This is a genomic window from Azorhizophilus paspali, from assembly GCF_043587585.2.
Classification (GTDB): Bacteria; Pseudomonadota; Gammaproteobacteria; order Pseudomonadales; family Pseudomonadaceae; genus Azotobacter; species Azotobacter paspali.
The window spans coordinates 2,176,163-2,198,407 of sequence record NZ_CP171449.1 but is presented as its reverse complement, the minus strand read 5'-3'; the positions used below and the strand labels follow the sequence as shown (position 1 = coordinate 2,198,407).

The 22,245-nt window shown below is 68.0% G+C and carries 8 protein-coding genes and 1 pseudogene; 5 read left to right on the top strand and 4 right to left on the bottom strand.

Going from position 1 to position 22,245, the window contains the following annotated elements; translation table 11 throughout:
* Positions 1–9 precede the first annotated feature (9 nt).
* Positions 10–351 (bottom strand): annotated as a pseudogene (locus tag ACGI6K_RS10525) (BCAM0308 family protein); the annotation flags it as partial.
* 117 nt (positions 352–468) lie between these two features.
* Here ACGI6K_RS10525 and ACGI6K_RS10520 point away from each other — a divergent pair.
* Positions 469–1,155, top strand: coding sequence for a phosphoribosyltransferase (locus tag ACGI6K_RS10520; RefSeq protein WP_376946905.1), 687 nt, complete (start codon positions 469–471; stop codon positions 1,153–1,155).
* Positions 1,156–1,178: 23 nt separating this feature from the next.
* Positions 1,179–1,811 (top strand): dienelactone hydrolase family protein, encoded by a 633-nt coding sequence (locus ACGI6K_RS10515; protein ID WP_376946930.1) that lies wholly within the window; start codon positions 1,179–1,181, stop codon positions 1,809–1,811.
* 646 nt (positions 1,812–2,457) lie between these two features.
* On the opposite strand, the gene ACGI6K_RS10510 is transcribed toward ACGI6K_RS10515, so the two are convergent.
* A complete protein-coding gene (locus ACGI6K_RS10510) occupies positions 2,458–3,435 on the bottom strand; it encodes a site-specific integrase (RefSeq protein ID WP_376946908.1) in 978 nt (325 codons plus the stop codon).
* A 177-nt stretch (positions 3,436–3,612) separates the two neighbouring features.
* On the opposite strand from ACGI6K_RS10510, the gene ACGI6K_RS10505 reads away from it, so the two are divergent.
* A complete protein-coding gene (locus ACGI6K_RS10505; RefSeq protein ID WP_376946910.1) occupies positions 3,613–4,635 on the top strand; it encodes a DNA-binding protein in 1,023 nt (340 codons plus the stop codon).
* A gap of 184 nt (positions 4,636–4,819) precedes the next feature.
* Entirely contained in the window at positions 4,820–6,106 is a 1,287-nt protein-coding gene (locus tag ACGI6K_RS10500; protein ID WP_376946912.1) for a tyrosine-type recombinase/integrase, read from the top strand.
* Positions 6,107–6,112: 6 nt separating this feature from the next.
* On the opposite strand, the gene ACGI6K_RS10495 is transcribed toward ACGI6K_RS10500, so the two are convergent.
* Both ACGI6K_RS10495 and ACGI6K_RS10490 read right to left on the bottom strand, forming a co-directional pair.
* Positions 6,113–7,726 carry an FMN-binding glutamate synthase family protein gene (locus tag ACGI6K_RS10495; protein ID WP_376946914.1) on the bottom strand — a complete coding sequence of 538 codons (1,614 nt, stop codon included), beginning with the start codon at positions 7,724–7,726 and terminating at the stop codon, positions 6,113–6,115.
* Positions 7,727–8,376: 650 nt separating this feature from the next.
* On the bottom strand, positions 8,377–8,889 hold the full coding sequence (locus ACGI6K_RS10490; protein ID WP_376946916.1) for an RNA polymerase factor sigma-70: 513 nt from the start codon (positions 8,887–8,889) through the stop codon (positions 8,377–8,379).
* Positions 8,890–9,269: 380 nt separating this feature from the next.
* Between ACGI6K_RS10490 and ACGI6K_RS10485 the strand changes: the two genes are divergently transcribed.
* Positions 9,270–22,244, top strand: coding sequence for a non-ribosomal peptide synthase/polyketide synthase (locus ACGI6K_RS10485; RefSeq protein WP_376946918.1), 12,975 nt, complete (start codon positions 9,270–9,272; stop codon positions 22,242–22,244).
* Position 22,245: the final 1 nt, after the last annotated feature.

Below are 22,245 nucleotides of genomic sequence, written 5' to 3'. Positions count from 1 at the left end.
CGTCAGCCCTTCGGCTTCGTCGCTGATGGTCATCAGCCGTTCGAGGGGATGCTCCCGCTTTTCCAACGCTTCGGTGTTGTGCAGCAGGTTGCAGATTTCGTCGCTGTGTTCCCTGACGAAACTACCGGCCAGGGTCAGGTTGCCGACCGGAGCCTTGTCGGCGATGCGCCGGCAGGCCGGGCAAAGGGTCCGTTCCGCCTGTTCGGCGTCGTCCAGCCCCTCCCAAGACCAGCGTCCCGCCCGATAGGAAACCCCGCACTTCGGACAGAGCGCATTGCCGTGGGCGTGCCAATGGCGGAGATAGGGATCGTGGACGTCCTGCTGGTACAGTTGGTCGTGTCGTGTATCCATGACAGCACCTCACTGCATAGGGCGTTCGGCTATCCGTCGCGATTTCCGTCCAGCCGTCCATGACGCGGATTTATTGGGCCAGACTTCAAAGCATAGAAGTGCAGCGGAGCCGTGCAAATGAGCCTGACCATTCCTTTTTCCGACCGGGCTCATGCCGGTCGAGCCCTGGCGGAGCGGCTGGCCTCGGAAGGTCCATGGGACGATGCCTTGGTACTCGCCCTGCCGCGAGGCGGGGTGCCGATGGCCTATGAGGCGGCCAGTCGCCTAGGCTTGGAGCTGGACATTCTGCTGGTGCGCAAGCTTGGTCTGCCGGGCCATGCGGAACTGGCGATGGGCGCCATCGCCAGCGGCGCGGTGCGAGTGATGAACGAAGACATCGTTCACTATGCCCACGTGTCCACGGCCACGGTCGATGCCGTCGCCGAGCGGGAACTCCAGGAGTTGCAGCGTCGCGAGCGGGTCTATCGAGGGGAGCGGCCGCCGCCATCGGTACGCGGCCGACCGGTGATCCTGATCGACGACGGCTTGGCGACCGGCGCCACCATGCGTGCGGCCATCGAGGCGGCGAAGCTGCTGGGAGCCGCGCAGGTGATCGTTGCCGTGCCGGTCGGTGCGCAGGATACGGTCGAGCAGCTACGCCGGCAGGCAGATCGGGTAATCTGCCTGTTCTCGCCGCAGGATCTCGTGGCCGTCGGCTACTGGTACCAGGATTTCGGCCAAACTTCCGATCGCGAGGTGCAGGAGTTGCTGCAGCAGGCATGGTCAGCGAACAGAACGAATAACTATGGAGAAAGACAAGCATGAAGAGTCCTGTTGTGCCGCATCCGATGCGTTTCCCCCTGGGCAAGGTCAGGCTGCATGGCGACCTGATCGCCCCCGAGGACGCGCAGGGGCTTGTGGTGTTCGTGCATGGCAGCGGCAGCAGCCGGCACAGTCCGCGCAATCGCAGCGTCGCGCGGTTTTTCAACGGCCTGGGGATGGCCACCCTGCTGTTCGACCTGCTCACCGAAGAAGAGCAACCCATCGACGAGGTCAGCCGTCAGTTGCGCTTCGATATTCCGTTGCTCAGCGAGCGCTTGAGCGGCGTGGTCGACCAGTTGCGCGCCAATGCCGATCTGCGTGATCTGAAGCTCGGCTTGTTCGGCGCCAGCACCGGCGCCGCTGCCGCGCTGATCGCCGCGGCGGCGCGGCCGGCCGACATCGCCGCGCTGGTTTCCCGGGGCGGCCGCGTCGATCTGGCGACCGACGTTCTGGAAAAGGTGCATGCGCCTTCGCTGTTCATCGTCGGCGAGCTGGACAGCGAGGTCCTCGCATTGAACCGGCAGGCCGCCGGGCGGCTGCGTTGTCAGCACGAACTGGCGGTGGTGCCGAGCGCCACCCACCTGTTCGAGGAACCGGGGAAGCTGGAAGAGGTGGAGCGGCTGGCCGGCCAGTGGTTTCTCCAGCACCTGGCGGGTTGAGAAGGGCGCCAGGAGAGTTTCAGGCCCGCCGATGGCGACACGGTCCGCTGCAAGACCGGTCCATGGGGCGGCAGGTGGCAATCGATGACCCCTCCATGACGGTACGCGGGCGAACTCCGCCGATGTCGGCATGCAATAGACGCGGACCACGCCGGGGCGACCGGCGCCAGACCACGTACCTCGCCGGTCCCGGTTGGCTCAGGCAGGGGTAATTGCACAGCAGCGAATGACCTTCACGGAGCAGTCGTCCGGCAGCGGTGAAGTGCTGGCCCGTCCAGGCCGGCCAGGGCCGGGACTCCTCTCGCTGGGCATCGCGGTGCGTTGCTCGGGATGTCCATATAGCGCTTTTCCCGCAAGGGAATGAGCGCTGCCGGTTTAGTGATTCGCCGCACCTGTTTCGACTCGCCGATGCCCTGGAAGCACCGCGGTTGTTCGGTGCCACTCATGGCATATGGCATTCCATCCAAATGCTGTCATTTCTTCACAACCGTCACGCCGGCCGGCCGGTCGTCTTCGACTCGACCGGTCTGGCTGGCTGGCTGCGGCAGGCATTTTACAGGAAGCTTTGGGTAGTTATTCTTAAAATCGGAAATCATGGGTAGAGATATACCCTCCCAAATAACCCCTCATACCAAAAAACACGCAATCAAGAGTCCGACGGATCGAGGCTTTCCGGCAGGGCGTCATTCCCGCTTTCTAGGAGCGGCTTGGCGGCCAAACCGCCGAAGGACAGGGTAGGATCGATGTAACGCATGGCCGACTTCACATCCTTCCAGCCTACGTAGCCCATCAGGCTCTTGAGATCCCAGCCGTTGCCGGCGGCCCAGGTAGCGAAACCGCGGCGCAGCGAGTGGCTGCTGTACGAATCGGCGGGTATGCCGGCGCGGCGCAGGATCTGTCGCAGCAGGCCGATGAGACTGTTGGGGTTCAGGCCGTCCGCGCCGAGGTTGCCCCAGCGGTCCAGCCGGCGGAACACCGGTCCCTGCGTCAAGCCGGCGAGGGTGATCCAGTCCAGATAGGCCTGCACCGGGCACAGCCGTTTCAGCGCCGGAGCGCGATGGGTGGTGCCGAGAAAGTCGCGATCGCCCTTGCTGCGCGGCAGGTGGATCTCCATGCCCACGCCGGCCACCGCCTGGATGCGTTCGATTTCCAGGCGGCACAGCTCGTCGCTGCGAAAGCCTCGCCAGAAGCCGATCAGCAGCAGGGCGGCATCGCGCCGGCAGCGCAGCAGGCTGGCACCGTCGTCGCGGACCTCGGCTGCACCGGCTTCGGCGTTCAGCCAGTCGACGGCCTGCTGGAGATGTTGCAGTGGCAGTGGTGCGGCCTGTTTCTCCCGTACCGGATGCAGGGCGCGGACCCCCTTGAGCACTTGACGCACCACCGGCGCCTTAGTCGGATCGGGGAAGCCCTGGCTGATGTGCCACTGGGCCAGGGCGGCGAGGCGCAGTTTCAACGTATTCAGCGACAGCTTACCGGCGTGAGCGACCAGATAGCGCGCCACGCTGTCGCCGGTCGCCGGCAGGAAACCGCCCCAGCTCACCTCGAAGTGCTCGATGGCCGACTGGTAGCTGCGTCGGGTGTTCTCTCGGGTGCCGGCCTGCAGGTAGCGCTCGATCTCACTCATCGTCAGTCTCCAGTACGAAAGGTGCCATTCTCGCAGCCGCCCGCATGGTTGTCAGCGGATAATCTTTAATTATCAGCTATTAGAAATTCTTGATTTCATCACCTTACTAGCTGAAATTTAATATGTAATTACATACTATGTAAAACATTATGAAATAGACTGGAGAGCGAATCACTTATGGCGCGCGGCGGAATCAATAAGGCATTGGTCATGCGGGCCCGGCAGGCGCTGCTGGCCCGTGGCGAGCATCCCAGCATCGATGCGGTACGCGTCGAGCTGGGCAATACCGGCTCGAAGACCACCATCCATCGCTATCTGAAAGAGTTGCAGGAGAGCGAGGCGGAGCGGACAGGAAATACCGCCGGCCTGAGCGACGAACTGGCCGGGCTGATCGCTCCGCTAGCTGCACGCCTGCAGGAGGAAGCCGAGGAAACCGTTGCGCGGATGCGCCAGCAGTGCGAAGCCGAGCGGGCGGAGTTCGAGGCGTGTCGGGCTCTGGCCCAGGAGCGAATCCAGCACTTGGAAGAACAGGTTGGCAGCCTGACTGCCAGCTTGCAGGCCGAGACAGAACACCACCGGCACAGCCGCGAACAGTGGCAACTGGCCGAGATTGATCGGGCGCGCCTGCTCCAGGCCAATCAGGACCAGGCTGCCCACCTGAAGGATCGCGACGAGCAGGTGCGTTCCCTGGAGGAAAAGCATCGCCACGGCCGCGAGGCATTGGAACATTACCGCCAGGCCAGCAAAGAACAACGCGAGCAGGAACAGCGCCGCCACGAGGCTCAGCTACAGCAGGTACAAATGGAGCTGCGCCAGTTGCAGCAGAGCCTGATCCTCAAGCAGGACGAGGTGACCCGGCTGAACCGTGCCAACGAGCGCCTGGCCAGCGAAAGCCTTCATAAGGAGAAGGAGCTGGACGGGCAGCGCGACCGGCTCGAGCGGCAAGCCGGCGAGTTGGCCGCATTGCACGACCAGGTGACGCAATCCCATACCGCCAGGGAGGTCCTTCAGGAACGCCTGGACCTGTCGCGGACGGAAACGGAGGGCCTGAAGGCGGCCCTCGATGCGCAGCGCCAAGAGGCGCAGCGGCTGCACATCGACCTGGCGGCAGCCGGCATCGAGCTGCAGTTGCTACGCCAGGCGCTAGCGGACGAGCGGGAGAGGGCGCGACCGACGTCGTCGGAGCTGGAGAAGTCTTGAGCCGGTTTCAGCGCGAGCCTTGCGCTGCTTCGCCGAAGCAGTGAAATCGAACAACTGGGCTGATACCGGCCCCATTCAGACATCGAATTCACTGCGCGGAAGCATGGCGTTTCGCGGCCGGATGTCGTGCCTATAATCGGAACCGGTATTCCAACGCCCAGCTACCCGACGGACTCCCCGCCCAATGACCGATCCCGCTCCCCAGCCACTGTTCGATACCCATCCCCGTTTCCTGGCGCTGTCGCCGGGCAGTCTGGTATTCGAGAACCGCTTCGTCGTGCGTTTTCTCAATAAGCTCGAACTGGAGGTCCCGGCCAAGGCGGATTACCTGCACGCTCGCGACTTCCTGCGTGCCTATGCCGGCTGGGAAACCACCTACAAGGCTTACCGCATCCAGGTGGAGCGGCTGCTGCTATGGAGCTGGCTGAAGCAAAGGGATTCAGTGCTGAAGCTGACCCACGAGGACGCCGAGGCCTTTCTCGGCTTCAGCCGCGAGCCGGACATGGAATGGGTCGGCCAGGCGGTGCGGCGGCGCTTCATCGCCGGCGAGGAGCCCGGCGAACTGGTCCCCAATCCGCAGTGGCGTCCCTACGAGATCCTCGGCAGCAAGGCGGCTCGCAAGCTCGCCGACGAAACCGGCATGCCGCGCCAGGCTCCGGAGCGCTACAAGGTCACGGCAAGCTCGCTGAAGCAGGCCTTCACCATCTGCTGTTCCTTCTACGACTTCCTGGTCGGGCAGGATCGGCTGCTCGACAACCCATTCCGTGCCATCGAGGAGCCGGGCCGCTTCTTCGAGATGCGCGCGCCCTCGATTGAAGGCAAAGTGCTGAACCCGCTGCAATGGGCCTTCGTCATAGAGACGGCGGAATGGATGGCCCAGCAGGACCCGGAGCGACACGAACGCACCCTGTTCGTGGTCGCCACGCTGTTCTCCCTGTACCTGCGCATCTCCGAACTGGCCGGCCGCCCCGACTGGCATCCGACTATGCAGGCCTTCCAGCAGGACAGCACCGGCGCCTGGTGGTACGTGACCGTCGGCAAGGGCGGCAAGGAACGGCGGATCTCGGTGAGCAGCGAACTGCTCGGCTATCTCAAGCGCTATCGCCTGTCGCGCAAGCTGACGCCGCTGCCGCAGCCGGGGGAGAACGTGCCGCTGCTGCTGAAGCTGGACGGCCGTGGCGGACTGACCGACCGGCAGATCCGCAACATCGTGCAGAAGTGCTTCGACAGCGCAGTCAGACGGATGCAGGCCGAGGGCCGCGGCGAGCGGGAAGTCTCCAGCCTGCGCGCCGCCAGCACCTACTGGCTGCGCCATACCAGCGCCAGCTACGACGCGCCGCATCGGCCGCTCAGGAACCTGCAGGTCGATCTTGGCCACGCCAAGGCCAGTACCACCCACGAGACCTACTACGGCGGCGTCGCCGCCGACCGGACGCCGACCGGACGCCCGCGTCGGGTGAAACGGCGTTAGCCACGTTCAGAAGGGCGCCGGCTCGAAGCTGTCCACCCGAGCCATCCGCCACATCCGTGCGTAGAACTCGCTGCCGATACTGTCGCCGAGCAGTTCGCCCGGCTTGAGGAAAGCGTGCAGTTGCGCGTACTGGCGGATCTCGCTCGCCGACATGCGCCGCAGCAAGTGGCGCGGTTCCAGCCGCGCCGGATGGTCGAGCCCTGCGGCGGCAACCATCTCGGCCAGGGCCGCGAGCGTGTTGTGGTGGAAATTGCGCACCTGTTCGGCCTTGTCCGGCACCACCAAGGCGAGTTGGCGCAGCGGGTCCTGGGTCGCCACGCCGCTCGGGCAGCGGTTGGTGTGGCAGCTTTGCGACTGGATGCAGCCAAGGGCGAACATGAAGCCGCGCGCCGAGTTGGCCCAGTCGGCGCCGATCGCCAGCACGCTGGCGATGTCGAAGGCGCTGATGATCTTGCCGCTGGCCCCGAGGCGGATGCTGTCGCGCAGGCCGGCGCCCACCAGGGTGTTGTGGACGAAGCGCAGGCCATCGCGCAGCGGCACGCCCATGTGATCGGCGAACTCCAGGGGCGCGGCGCCGGTACCGCCTTCCTTGCCGTCGACGACAATGAAGTCGGGCAGGATGCCGGTTTCCAGCATGGCCTTGACGATGCCCATGAACTCCCACGGATGGCCGACACAGAACTTGAAGCCGACCGGTTTGCCGCCGGACAGCTCGCGCAGCTGGACGATGAAGTCGAGTAGTTCCCTGGGGGTGGAAAAGGCGTTATGGCGGGCCGGCGAAACGCAGTCGCGGTCCATGCGCACACCTCGGGTGGCGGCGATCTCCGCGGTGATCTTGTCCTTCGGCAGGATGCCGCCGTGACCGGGCTTGGCGCCCTGGCTCAGCTTGACCTCGATCATCTTCACCTGGTCGTGGCGCGCCTGGGTGGCGAAGCGCTCCGGATCGAAACGGCCATCCTCGCTGCGGCAGCCGAAATAACCGCTGCCGATTTCCCAGATCAGGTCGCCGCCGTGCTCGCGGTGGTAGGGGCTGATGCTGCCTTCGCCGGTGTCGTGGGCGAAGCCGCCGAGCCTGGCGCCCAAGTTGAGGGAGCGCACGGCGTTGGCGCTGAGCGAACCGAAGCTCATCGCCGAGATGTTGAAGAGCGAGGCCGAATAGGGCTTTTCGCACTGTGGCCCGCCGACCGTCACGCGAAAGGTCGTGGGATCGCGGAGCGGTGCCGGGGACATCGAATGGGTGATGAACTCGAAGCCGCTCTGGTAAACGTCTTGCAACGTGCCGAAGGCCTTTTCGGCGCTCCGGTTCCTGGCCCGTGCGTAAACCAGCGTGCGCTGGGCGCGGGAGAACGGCAGGCAGTCGTCGTCGGTTTCCAGCAGGTACTGGCGGATTTCCGGGCGGATGTACTCGATCAGGTAGCGGATGTTGCCCAGCACCGGGTAATTGCGCCGCACCACGTGCTGCTTCTGCAGCAGATCGACGATGCCCAGCAGGCTAAGCAGTCCGCCGATCAGGGTCAGCGGCCAGAGGCCGGGCGAACCGGGCAGCAGGGGCAGGGTGACGAGCGCGAGCAGTACGCAGGCGGCGAAGAAGGCGTAGCGGCTGAATAGGGTGAAACTCATTCGGCGGGTTTCCTGAGGCTGGTCGGAATGGAAGGCTCCGGGCTGACGGCTTACGGGTCAGGGCGCTTGGCTGCCTCGTCGCCGGCCGTGCAATGCCTCGATGAACGAGCCATGTACTGGCGCGACGGCCGGCAGTCGGTCCGGTCCGCCGGCAAGGATACCCGCCGATGCGGACGACGTGTCGTCGTGGATGAAGGGTCGAGGATGGCCGTTGCCCGCTCGGCGCCACTGGGCCGGGGGTAGGCGGGGGATTTGCCAGCTTCTTCGGGGCGTGTCTATTGAAAAAATAGTTAAATTCTACCGGGTCAATTTCGTCATTCTAGTTAAATCGACGTTATCGGGCTGCTCCGCAAGGGTGCTTGAAAGCATGCCGACACAGGTGACGGATGCGGAAAGATATTTGCGAGCGAGCGAAGTAGGCATTGGCCGCGGCCATTCCAGCGGCCCTATTCCTGCGGGGGGGGCGGACGTGTATGCACCCTGATCGCCGTCCGGGCGACGCGGGCCGGATGCGAGGAGAGGTCTCGAGCGATGCGGACGAAACGCAATGGGGCGTGGCTGAAGCGAGTACCGACGACGGCACGGCCAGGATCGATACTCGTCTTCCAGTGTCGGATGCTTACGGAGTCGCGATGGCGGATGGCAGGAGTTCAGTCGTGCAACTGACCCACCGTCTTGCGGCAATGCACCAGTGCGTCGCGGATCATGAAGTTGACCAATGTGGGAGAGACGCCCAGTTCCTTGGCGATGTCCTTCTGGGGCACGCCATGCAGGCGATACATCTCGAAGGCATAGCGGGTTCTTGCGGGCAACTGGCTTAAGGCATCGCTGACCCTCTCCAGGGTTTCCTGGTGAAGGTTGGTGTTCTCGGGAGTGGCGCCGCTGATCGCGGTGTTCAGGCCTTCTTCTTCGCTGCCGGCGTAGCGCTGTTCCATCGCCTGCTTGCGGTAATGGTCGATCGCCAGGTTGCGCACGATCCTAAAGACGTAATTGATCCGAGCCTTGAGGGGAAGGCTGATCTTCTGTGCGCCGGCCAACCTGAGAAAGGCATCCTGCACCACGTCTTCGGCACGACTGTGGCAGCCGGTTATCCGGGCTGCCGCCTTGACCAGAGTCGAACGGTTTTCCATCAACGCTTGCAGCAGAGACGGAGATCCGTCCATAGAGCGCTCTACAGTTCCATATTCCTGCATGGTTCTACCTGTACGGCGGGGGTACGAACTGGGGGGAGGTCGGTTGATCCTCGACGACGCGAGCCACGGTAGACATTGTGGAAACATATGTCAAATGAGAATTATTATAATTTAATTACTTAAAAACTTAACGCCGTGCATATTGCCATGACGCTGGGGAGAAGCCGATCGCAGGGCCATTCGGGAAAGAACGAGCCGCCTGCCGAGATCTTTACCCCCGGCTTCGTTTCCGTTGCCCCTCCCGTGCCCGCGGCCACTAATTTTCTTTCTCGTCGATCCGTCATCGCTCCATGACCCCCGGGTCTCTCCCGGTGGTCCGCTTGCCCAGTCGAATCGAGAAAGGTGCAGAGATGACGGATACCTTCGAACGCCCCGTTTCCATGGCCAATGCCCTGATGCGGCGCGCCGCCGCCCAGCCGGAGCGGCTGGCGTTGCGCTTTCTCGGCGGCGACGGGGAAGAGGTGTTGAGCTACCGGCAACTGGACCGCCAAGCGCGCATCATCGCGACGGCGCTGGCGGAGCGCGGCGAGCCGGGCGAGCGCGCGGTCCTGCTGTTTCCCAGCGGACCGGACTACGTCGCGGCGTTCTTCGCCTGCCTATACGCTGGGGTGATCGCGGTGCCGGCCTATCCGCCGGAGAGCAGCCAGGAACAGCACCTGCGCCGACTGATCTCGATCATCGCCGACGCCCAGCCGCGGCTGATTCTCACTACCTCCGGGGTAGCCGGTTCGCTGGCCGCCCTGGGGAAAGGCCGCGGCGACGCGCTGCCCGAACTGCTGGCGGTGGACGCGCTGGACCCGGCCCTGGCCGACGGCTGGCGGGCGCCGGCGGTGTCGGCCGAGGCCATCGCCTTCCTTCAATACACCTCCGGCTCCACCGCGACGCCCAAGGGCGTGCAGGTTAGCCACGCCAACCTGGAGGCCAACGAATGGCTGATCCGCCAGGGCTACCGGATCGGCGACGACGACACCATCGTCAGTTGGCTGCCGCTGTACCACGACATGGGGCTGATCGGCGGACTGCTGCAGGGCATCTATAGCGGCGTGCCAGTGGTGCTGATGTCGCCGCAGTATTTCCTCGAGCGGCCGGTGCGCTGGCTGGAGGCGATCGGCCGCTACCGGGGCACCATCAGCGGCGGTCCGGACTTCGCTTATCGGCTGTGCCACGAACGCATCGCCGAGGGCAAGCTGGCCGCTCTGGACCTGTCTGGCTGGCGGGTAGCCTTCTCCGGTTCCGAGCCGATCCGCCAGGACAGCCTGGCGGCGTTCGCCGAACGCTTCGCGCCCTGCGGCTTCCGTCCCGATGCCTATCTGGCCAGCTACGGCTTGGCCGAGGCGACCCTGTTCGTCAGCGGTGGCCGGCCGGGGCAGGGCATCCCCGCCCTGCGGCTCGACGCCGCCGCGCTGGCGGCCAACCGCGCCGAGCCCGGCGAAGGTCCGGTGCTGATGAGCTGCGGCTGGGAACAACCCGGCCATCCGCTGCTGATCGTCGATCCGCGTAGCGGCGAGACGCTGGGCGACGGGCTGGTCGGCGAGATCTGGTCGAGCGGACCGAGCGTCGCCCAGGGCTACTGGCGTAATCCGCAGGCGACCGCGGAGGTTTTCGTCGAACGCGACGGTCGCACCTGGCTGCGCACCGGCGATCTGGGTTTCCGCCAGCGGGGCGAACTGTTCGTCACCGGGCGGCTCAAGGACATGCTGATCGTGCGTGGCCAGAACCTCTATCCCCAGGATATCGAGCGCACCGTGGAGGAGTGCGTCGCCGAGGTGCGGCGCGGGCGCGTGGCTGCCTTCGCAGTGGAGCACGATGGCCGCGAAGCGCTCGGCGTGGCGGCGGAGATCGGGCGGCGCACCGCCCAGCAGGTGGCCGCCGACGAACTGCTCGGGCGCATCCGCCAGGCGGTGGCCGAAGTGCATCACGAGGCGCCCGTACTGGTGCTGCTGCTGGAGCCCGGCGCGCTGCCGAAGACCTCCAGCGGCAAATTGCAGCGTTCCGCCTGCCGGCAACGCCACGAGGCGGGGGAACTGGTGCCGATTGCTTCCTTGCGCGAGGGACGGGGCGCCGAGCCTGCCGCCGACGCGACGCCGCCCGGCGAACGCCTTGCCACGCTCTGGCGGACGCTGCTCAAGGCCGAACGGCTCGACCCCGATGCGCACTTCTTCGCCCTGGGCGGCAACTCCATCCAGGCCATCCAGATGATCGCCGAGCTGCGCGACGAACTGGGCGTCGACCTGGAACTGCGCAGCCTCTACGAGGCCCCGACCCTGCGGGCGTTCGGCGCCGAGCTGGAACGCCTGCTGGCCGCAGGCGGCGCGTCCGCCACCGGTATCCCGCGCCTGCCGCGCGAGGGCGCCCTGCGCCAGTCGGCGGCGCAGAACCGCCTGTGGTTCCTCTGGCAATTGGAGCCGCACAGTGTCGCCTACAACATTCCTGGCGGTCTGCGCCTGCGCGGCGAACTGGACGAGCAGGCGCTGCGACACAGCTTCGCGACGCTGGTCGAGCGCCACGAATCGCTGCGCACCACCTTCTATGAGGAAGACGGCATCGGCTTCCAGCGCGTCGGAACGGCGTCCGACTGGACGCTGCTGCGCGACGATCTTTCCGCGCTGCCCGAAGCGCAGCGCGAGGAGCGGGCGCGGACGATCCGCGAGGAAGAGGCGCGTTTCCATTTCGACCTGGAGCACGGCCCGCTGCTGCGCGTGCGGCTGGTCAGCCTGGACGAACAGGAGCACCTGTTGCTGGTGACCCTGCACCACATCGTCGCCGACGGCTGGTCGCTTGGCCTGCTGCTTGACGAGTTCGCCCGGCTCTACGCCGCGCAGCTCCAGGGGCAGACGGCATCCTTGGCGCCCCTGCCGATCCGCTACGCCGACTACGCGGCCTGGCAAGCGGACGATGGCGAACGCCTCGCCGCGCAACTGGACTACTGGCGCGCCGAACTGGCCGACGAGCACCAACCCCTGGCGCTGCCGCTGGACCGGCCGCGCGGCGGCCGGGAGTCGTCCGCCGAGCGTTTCGGCCTGCGCCTGGACAAGGCCCTCGGCGAACGCCTGCAAGCCCTCGCCAGGGCGCGGGGCACCACGCTATTCGCGGTCCTCCTGGCGGCCTTCCAGACCCTGCTGCACCGCTATACCGGGCAAGCCGACATCCGCCTCGGCGTGCCCAACGCCAATCGCCCTCGCCGCGAGTTGCAGGGACTGGTCGGCTTCTTCATCAATACCCAGGTGTTGCGCGGGCGGCTGGATTCGCGGCAGACCTTCGCCGTGCTGCTGGAGGCCGCGCGGCGCACGGTCGAGGGCGCCCAGGCCAACCAGGACCTGCCGTACGAGCGGCTAGTCGAGGCACTGGGCGGCGAACCGCCGTTCGAGGTGATGTTCAACCACCAGCAGCGCGACCTGGAGTCGCTGCGCCGCCTGCCGGGGCTGCTCGCCGAGGAACTGCCCTGGCACAGCCGCGAGGCCAAGTTCGACCTGCAACTGCACAGCGAGGAGGACCGCCAGGGGCGTATCCGCCTATCTTTCGACTACGCCTGCGAACTGTTCGAGCGCGCCAGCGTCGAGCGTCTCGCCGGGCATTTCGTGCGCCTGCTGGAACAGGTCGGCGAGAACCCCGAGCGCGCCATCGGCGACTTCGAGCTGCTCGGTGTCGACGAGCGCCAGCGACTGCGCGAGTGGGGGCGTGGGCCGGCCGAACCGGCCGGCGTCCTGCTGCCCGAACTGCTGAGCGCCCAGGCGCGGGCGACGCCGCAGGCAATCGCCCTGGTCAGCGGCGAGGCGACCCTTGACTACGCCGACCTGGAGCGCCGCGCCAACCGCCTGGCGCACCGCCTGCGCAAGCTGGGCGTCGGCCCGGAGGTGAAGGTCGGCCTGCTGGCCGGGCGCGGCATCGAGCTGATGGTCGCTCTGCTGGCCATCGTCAAGGCCGGCGGCGCCTACGTGCCGCTGGATGGCGACTACCCGCGCGAGCGCCTAGCCTGGATGATCGGGGACAGCGGCATGGGGCTGCTGCTGGGCCATCGGCGCTTGCTGGACGGCCTGGAACTGCCGGCCGGACTGGCGAGCCTGAGTCTCGAAGAGTTGGAGGCGTCGGATGAGCCGGCCGGCAAGGACTGCCCGGACACGCCGCCCGCCTTGGCGCTGGACGTCGGCAACCTGGCCTACGTGATCTACACCTCCGGCTCCACCGGCCAGCCCAAGGGCGTCGGCGTCAGCCATGGCGCGCTGAGCGAACGCCTGCACTGGATGCGCCGCGAATACACCCTGGACGCTGCCGACGTGCTGCTGCAGAAGGCGCCGCTCGGCTTTGACGTATCGGTCTGGGAATGCTTCCTGCCGCTGATCGCTGGCAGCCGCCTGGTGCTGGCGGCGGATGGCGAGCACCGCGACCCGCGCCGGCTGGTGGAACTGGCTCGGGCGCACGGGGTGACCTGCCTGCACTTCGTGCCGCCGCTGCTGCAACTGTTCGTCGAGGAACCGGCGCTCGGCGACTGCCGCCGCCTCAGGCTGCTGTTCTCCGGCGGCGAGGCACTCTCCGCCGAGCTGTGCCGGCGGGTGCGCGAACGGCTGCCGCAGGTCGCGCTGCACAACCGCTACGGGCCGACCGAGACGGCGATCAACGTCACCCACTGGCGCTGCGCGGAAGAGGGCGCGCGGGTGCCTATCGGCCGGCCGTTGGCCAACGTGGTCTGTGAGCTGCGCGACGCCGAACTGGAACTGGCGCCCAGCGGCGCGGTGGCCGAACTGCTGCTCGGCGGCAGCGGCCTGGCGCGTGGCTACCTGGGACGTCCGGCGCTGACCGCCGAGCGCTTCGTGCCGGGCGAGGACGGCGCGCGGCTGTACCGCAGCGGCGACCTGGCACGCTGGCGGGACGACGGGGCGCTGGAATTCCTCGGCCGCGCCGACGAGCAGGTGAAAGTGCGCGGTTTTCGCATCGAACCGGAGGAAATCCGCGCGCACCTGCTGTCGCAGCCAGCGGTGCGCCAGGCCGTGGTGCTGGTACGCGAGGGCGCCGCGGGTGCGCGACTGGTCGCTTACCTGACCAGCGACGGCGCGGAAGACGATCCGGCCCTGGCCGAACGCCTCAAGCGCGCCCTGGCCGCCAGCCTGCCGGAGTACATGGTGCCGGCGCAGTTCGTCCGCCTCGACGCGCTGCCGCTGACCCCGACCGGCAAGCTGGACCGCAAGGCGCTGCCGGAGCCGGACTGGCGGGTGGGCGAATACGTCGCTCCGCGCGACGAGCGCGAACGGCGCCTGGCGGCGATCTGGCAGGAGGTGCTGGGCTTGCCGCGCGTCGGCCTGGACGACGATTTCTTCGCCCTGGGTGGTCATTCGTTGCTGGCCACCCGCATCGTCTCGCGGGTCCGCCAGGCGTTCGACCTCGACCTGCCGCTGCGCAGCCTGTTCGAAGCCAGCCGCCTCGGCGGGTTCGCCGCCGAGGTGGCCCGCCTGCAGGCCGAGGGCGTGCGCGACGACTGGGGCGTCATCGAACGGGCGGACCGTGGCCAGCGCATCCCGCTGTCGCATTCCCAGCAGCGCATGTGGTTCCTCTGGCAGCTCGACCCGCAGAGTCCGGCCTACAACGTCGGCGGCATGGCGCGGCTGAGCGGGCCGCTCGATGCGCAACGCTTCGACATGGCCCTGCAGGCGCTGATCCGGCGCCACGAGACCCTGCGCACCACCTTCCCCAGCGACGACGGCAAGCCCTGGCAGCAGGTGGCCGAGCGATCCGACCTGTGCATGCAGCGGCTGGACCTGTCCGCGTTGCCGGCCGACGAGTGCCGGGCGCGCCTGCAGGAACTGGCCGACGAGCAGGCGCACCAGCCGTTCGACCTGGAGCGCGGGCCGCTGCTACGCGTGTGCTTGGTAAAGGCCGGCGAGTACGAGCATTACCTGGTGGTGACCCTGCACCACATCGTCACCGAAGGCTGGGCGATGGACGTGTTCGCCCGCGAACTGGGAGCGCTCTACGAGGCGTTCCTCGACGGGCGCGAATCGCCCCTCGAAGCCCTGCCGGTGCAGTATCTCGACTACAGCCAGTGGCAACGCCGCTGGCTGGAGGGCGGCGAGCGCCAGCGCCAGCTCGACTACTGGAAACGGCAGTTGGGCGACGAGCATCCGCTGCTGGAGTTGCCCGCCGACAGGCCGCGGCCGCCGATGCAGAGTCATCGCGGCGAGCTGTTCCGCTTCGACCTCGAGCCGGCGCTGGCCGGGCGGGTGCGCGCCTGGAACGCGGCCCACGGCCTGACCATGTTCATGACCGCCACCGCCGCCCTGGCGCTGCTGCTGTACCGCTACAGCGGGCAGGGCGATCTGCGTATCGGCGCGCCGGTGGCCAATCGCATCCGCCCGGAAAGCGAGGGACTGATCGGCGCCTTCCTCAACACCCAGGTGCTGCGCTGCCGGCTGGACGGGCGGATGAGCGTCGCCGAACTGCTCGAACAGGTACGCGACACGGTGATCGAGGGCCAGGCCCATCAGGACCTGCCGTTCGACGAACTGGTGGAAGCCCTGCAACCGCCGCGCAGCGCCGCCCATCACCCGCTGTTCCAGGTGATGTGCAACGTGCAGCGCTGGGAGTTCCAGCAGACCCGGCAACTGGCCGGGATGACCGTCGAATACCTGGTCAACGACGCGCGGGCGACCAAGTTCGACCTCTACCTGGAGGTGACCGACCTCGACCAGCGCCTGGGCTGCTGCCTGACCTACAGCACCGACCTGTTCGACGAACCGCGCATCGCGCGCATGGCCGGGCACTGGACGCGCCTGCTGGAGGCGATGGTCGAGCTGCCGTCGCGGCGCCTCGCCGAACTGCCGATGCTGGCCGAAGCCGAAGCCACCCGCCTGGCCGAAGCGCCCGGCGACTACCAGCTGGACGCCTGCCTGCACGAACTGTTCGAAACTCAGGCGGCGCGGACGCCCGAAGCGCCGGCGCTGACCTTCGCCGGGCGGACCCTGAGCTACGCCGAGCTGGATGTCCGGGCCAACCGCTTGGCCCGCGTGCTGCGCGAGCGCGGCGTCGGCCCGGAAGTGCTGGTCGGCCTGGCCCTGGAACGCTCGGCGGAGATGGTCGTCGGCATCCTGGCGATCCTCAAGGCCGGCGGCGCCTACGTGCCGCTCGACCCGGAATACCCGCTGGAGCGCCTGCGCTACCTGATCGAGGACAGCGGTATCGCCTTGCTGCTCGGTCACGCCGCGTTGTTCGAGGCGCTCGGCGAACTGCCGGCCGGGGTGGGGCGCTGGTGCCTGGAGGACGACTTCGCCGCCCTGGACGGCCAGTCCGGCGCACCGCTGCCGAGGCTCGCCGGCCCGGTCAACCTCGCCTACCTGATCTACACCTCCGGCTCCACCGGACTGCCCAAGGGCGTGGCGGTGTGCCACGGCGAGATCGCCATGCACTGCCGGGCGGTGATCGAGCGTTTCGGCATGGCGGCCTCCGACTGCGAGCTGCACTTCTATTCGATCAACTTCGACGCCGCCACCGAACGGCTGTTCGCGCCGCTGCTGTGCGGCGCGCGGCTGGTACTGCGCGCGCAGGGACAATGGGATGCGGAGTCGATCTGCCAACTGATCCGCGAGCAGAGCGTGAGCATCCTCGGTTTCACCCCCAGCTACGGTAGCCAGTTGGCGCAATGGCTGATCAGTCGCGACGAGCACCTGCCGGTGCGGCTGTGCATCACCGGCGGCGAAGCGCTGACCGGCGAGCACCTGCAGCGGATTCGCGCGGCCTTCGCGCCGCAAGCCTTCTTCAATGCCTACGGGCCGACCGAGACGGTGGTCATGCCGCTGGCCTGCCGGGCGCCGGAAACCCTGGAGGAAGGTGCTGCCAGCGTGCCGATCGGCAGCCTGCTGGGCGCCCGCCGCGGCGCCATCCTCGATGCCGACCTGGCGCCGCTGCCGCAGGGCGCCGCCGGCGAGCTGTACCTCGGCGGCAAGGGCCTGGCGCGCGGCTACCACCGACGCCCGGCGCTGAGCGCCGAACGCTTCGTGCCGGACGCGGACGGCGCGCGCCTGTACCGTAGCGGCGACCGGGTACGCCTGCGCGACGACGGCCAGGTGGAGTATCTCGGGCGCATCGACCAGCAGGTCAAGGTGCGCGGCTTCCGCATCGAACTGGGCGAGATCGAGGCGCGCCTGCGCGAGCATCCGGCCGTGACCGACACGGCGGTGCTGGCCCTGGACACACCGTCCGGCAAGCAACTGGCCGGCTACGTGGCGACTGCCGCGGCAGGGCTCGACGAAGCGGCGCGCGCGGCACTGCGCGAAGCGCTCAAGGCCCACCTGCGCGCGCAACTGCCCGACTACATGGTACCGGCGCACCTGTCGCTGCTCGAAAAGCTGCCGCTGACCCCCAACGGCAAGCTCGACCGCCGCGCCCTGCCGGCGCCCGACCCCGACCAGGACCGCCAGGCTTACCAGGCGCCGCGCAGCGAGCTGGAACGGCAACTGGCGACGATCTGGGCCGAAGTGCTGAACGTCGGCCGCATCGGTCTCGGCGACAACTTCTTCGAACTGGGCGGCGACTCGATCCTGTCGATCCAGGTGGTCAGCCGCGCCCGCCAGGCGGGCCTCCACTTCACCCCGCGCGACCTGTTCCAGCACCAGACGGTACAGGCCCTCGCCACGGTGGCCCGGAGCGTCGCGGCGGTGACGAGCGAGCAGGGGCCACTAAGCGGCGCCACGCCGCTGACGCCGATCCAGCACTGGTTCTTCGAACAGCATCTCGCCAAGCCGCAACACTGGAACCAGAGCCTGCTGCTGGAGCCGAGCAGCCGGCTGGATGCCGACTGCCTGGAAAAGGCCCTGCATTACCTGCACGACCAACACGACGCTCTGCGCCTGGCCTTCCGCCAGATCGACGGCCACTGGCGGGCCGAATACCGCGCGGTGGGCGAGAGCGGCGGGGAACCGCTGTGGCGGGCTCGGCCGGCCGGCCCGGAAGAGCGCCGGGCACTGTTCACCGAAGCCCAGCGCAGCCTCGACCTGGCGCACGGCCCGCTGCTGCGCGCGGTGCTGACTGAGGATGTGGATGGGCGGCAGACGCTGCTGCTAGCGATCCATCACCTGGCAGTGGACGGGGTGTCCTGGCGGGTGTTGCTGGAAGACCTGCAGAGCCTCTACCGGCAGTTCGAAGCCGGCCGGTCTCCGGCATTGCCGGCACGGACCAGTTCGTTGCGCGACTGGGCCATACGATTGGAAGCCTACGCCGCCAGCGAATCGCTGCGCGAGGAGCTGGGCTGGTGGCGGACGCAACTGGCCGGGATGGACGGCGAACTGCCCTGCGACCGGGCCGGCACCGACGACCGCTACCGCGACGCCCGCAGCCTGAGCCTGCGCCTCGACGCCACGCGCACCCGGCAATTGCTGCAGCAGGCGCCGGCGGCCTACCGCAGCCGGGTGGACGAGCTGCTGCTCACCGCCCTGGCCCGCGTGTTGTGCCGCTGGAGCGGGCGCGACGCGGCGCTGGTGCAACTGGAGGGGCACGGCCGCGAGGTGCTGTTCGACGACATCGACCTGACCCGCACGCTGGGCTGGTTCACCAGCGCCTACCCGGTGCGCCTGCAACCCGCCGGGGAACTGGCGGATGCCATCAAGGCGGTCAAGGAACAACTGCGCGGCGTACCGCACAAGGGCCTCGGCCACGGCGTGCTGCGCCACCTCGCCGACGCCGACACGCGCGCGGCGATGGCCGCGCTGCCGCAGGCGCGGATCACCTTCAACTACCTCGGCCAGTTCGACCAGAGCTTCGCGCATGACGCGCTGTTCCGACCGCTGGACGAGCCGGTCGGCCCGGCCCATGCCGAGGACGCGCCGCTGCCCAACTGGCTGTCGATCGACGCCCAGGTCTACGGCGGCGAGCTGCGCCTGCGCTGGACCTACGGCGCCGGCCGTTACGACGAAGGCAGCGTGCGGGCGCTAGCCGAGGAGCTGCTGGCGGAACTGCAGCGGCTGATCGAGCACTGCCTGGAAGAGGAGAGCGGCGGCCCGACGCCCTCGGACTTCCCCCTGGCGCAACTCACCCAGGCCCAGCTCGACGCGCTGCCGGTGCCGACGGCGGCGATTGAGGACATCTACCCGCTGACCCCGATGCAGGAGGGCCTGCTGCTGCACACCCTGCTGGAGCCGGGCACCGGCATCTATTACATGCAGGACCGCTACCGGATCGACAGCGAACTCGACCTGCCGCGCTTCGAGCAGGCCTGGCAGGCGGTGGTGGCGCGCCACGAGGCGCTGCGCGCCTCCTTCACCTGGAACAGCGGCGAAAGCATGCTGCAGATCGTCCACAAGCCGGGCGCCGCACGCATCGACTACCTGGACTGGAGCGCGCTCGACGCGGACGGCCACGAGGAACGCCTGCAGGCGCTGCACAAGCACGAACGCGAAACGGGCTTCGACCTGCTGCGCGAGCCGCCCTTCCATCTGCGGCTGATCCGCCTGGGCGAGGCGCGCTACTGGTTCATGATGAGCAACCATCACATTCTCATCGACGCCTGGTGCCGCGGCCTGCTGATGAGCGACTTCCTGGAGATCTACGCCGCCCTCGGCGAGGGCCGCGAGCCGCGGCTGCCGTCCGCGCCGCGCTACCGCGACTACATCGCCTGGCTGCAAAGCCAAGACTTCGAAGCGGCACGCAACTGGTGGCGCGACAACCTGCGCGGCTTCGAGCGGCCGACCGCCATCCCCGGCGACCGTCCGCTGCTGCGCGAACACACCGGCGGCATGCAGGTCGGCGACTGCCTGACGCGGCTGGAGGCCGCCGACGGCGCACGTCTGCGCGAACTCGCCCAGCGCCACCAACTGACCGTCAACACCTTCGCCCAGGCGGCCTGGGCGCTGGTCCTGCACCGCTATAGCGGCGAACGCGACCTGACCTTCGGCGTCACCGTAGCCGGGCGGCCGGTGAGCATGCCGGCGCTGCAGGGTACCGTCGGCCTGTTCATCAACAGCATCCCGCTGCGCCTGCGCCTGCCGGCGCCGGGCGAGCGCCGCGCGGTGCGCGACTGGCTGCGCGAACTGCTGGAGCGCAACCTGGAACTGCGCGAGTACGAATACCTGTCGCTGGTGGATATCCAGGAATGTAGCGAACTGCCCAAGGGCCAGCCGCTGTTCGACAGCCTGTTCGTGTTCGAGAACGCGCCGGTGGACAGCGCGGTGCTGGACCGCGCCCAGGGCCTCAAGGCGCGTTCCGAGTCCGGGCGCACCCACACCAACTTCCCGCTCACCGTGGTCTGCTACCCGGGCGACGACCTGGGCCTGCACCTGTCCTACGACCGGCGCTATTTCGAGGCGGCAACCATCGAGCGTTTGCTCGGCGACTTCAAGCGCCTGCTGCTGGCCCTGGCCGACGGCATCCATGGCGACCTGTCCGACTTGCCGCTGCTGGACCACGGCGAGCGCGAATTCCTGACCGAGGGCTGCAACCGCAGCGAGCGCGACTACCCGCTGGAGCAGGGCTACGCGCGGCTGTTCGAGGCGCGGGTGGCGACGCATCCCGAGCGGATCGTCGCGCGTTGTCAGGACGCACAGTGGAACTACGCCGGGCTGAACGCGCGCGCCAACCGCCTGGGCCACGCCCTGCGCGCGGCCAACGTGGGAGTCGACCAGCCGGTGGCGCTGCTCGCCGAGCGCGGCCTCGATCTGCTCGGCATGATGATCGGAACCTTCAAGGCCGGCGCCGGCTACCTGCCGCTCGACCCGGGCCATCCTGCCCAGCGCCTGACCCGCATCCTCGAACTCGGCCGCGTGCCGCTGTTGGTCTGCTCGGCGGAGTGCCGCGCGCAGGCCGTCGAGCTGCTGGAAGCGCTGGCCGGCCAGGGCCGTCCGCGCCTGCTGGTGTGGGACGAGGTGCAGGCGGGCGACTGGTCGACGGCGAACCCCGGCGTCTACAGCGGTCCGGACAGCCTCGCCTACGTGATCTACACCTCCGGCTCCACCGGACTGCCCAAGGGGGTGATGGTCGAGCAGGCCGGGATGCTCAACAACCAGCTGTCCAAGGTGCCCTACCTGGGCCTGGACGAAGCCGATGCGATCGCCCAGACCGCCTCGCAGAGCTTCGACATCTCGGTCTGGCAGTTCCTCGCCGCGCCGCTGTTCGGCGGCCGGGTGGAGATAGTGCCGAACGCCATCGCTCACGATCCGGGCGCCCTGCTGGCCCTGGCGCGCGAGCGCGGCGTCACGGTATTGGAAAGCGTGCCCTCGCTGATCCAGGGCATGCTCGCCGAGGAGCGGGACGGGCTCGGCGCGCTGCGCTGGCTGCTGCCCACCGGCGAGGCCATGCCGCCGGAACTGGCCCGCCAGTGGCTGCGGCGTTATCCGCAAGTGGGCTTGGTCAACGCCTACGGACCAGCGGAATGCTCGGACGACGTGGCGCTGTTTCGCGTCGACATGGAGGCCACCGCCGGCAGCTACTTGCCGATCGGCAGCCCCACCGACAACAACCGCCTGTACCTGCTCGACGAGTCGCTGGAACTGGTGCCGGCCGGCGCGACGGGCGAGCTGTGCATCGCCGGCACCGGTGTCGGCCGTGGCTACGTGGGCGATCCGCTGCGCACTGCGCTGGCCTTCCTGCCCAACCCCTTCGCCCGCGAGCCCGGCGAGCGCCTGTACCGCAGCGGCGACTTGGCGCGGCGGCGCGTCGACGGCTTGCTGGAGTACGTCGGGCGCATCGACCACCAGGTGAAGATCCGCGGCTTCCGCATCGAGCTGGGCGAGATCGAGGCGCGCCTGCACGAACAGGCGGAAGTCCGCGAGGCCGCCGTGGCGGTGCAGGAGGGGCCGAACGGCAAGTACTTGGTCGGCTACCTGGTGCCCGCCGACATGGAGCTGGCGGAGGTTTCCCCGGCCACCGCGCCGCTGCTGCACGGCGAACTGTTCGAGCACGTCAAGCAGCGTCTGCGCGCCGAGCTGCCGGACTACATGGTGCCGGCGCACTGGCTGCTGCTGGAGGGCCTACCGCGCAACGCCAACGGCAAGCTGGACCGCAAGGCGCTGCCGGAACTGGAGATCGGCCAATCGCGCGGGCAGGCCTATCAGGCGCCGCGCAACGATCTGGAACGGACCCTGGCGACGATCTGGGCAGAGCTGCTCAAGGTGGAGCGGGTCGGCGTGCACGACAACTTTTTCGAACTGGGCGGGCACTCCCTGCTGGCCACCCAGATCGCCTCGCGGGTGCAGAAGGCACTGCAGCGCAACGTGCCGCTGCGGGCGATGTTCGAGTGCAGCACGGTAGGCGAACTGGCCGCCTACATCGAATCGCTGGAGGGCTCGGCCCTCACCGAACAGAAGGCCAGCCGCCTCGACGACCTGATGTCGCGGCTGGAGGCGCTGTGAT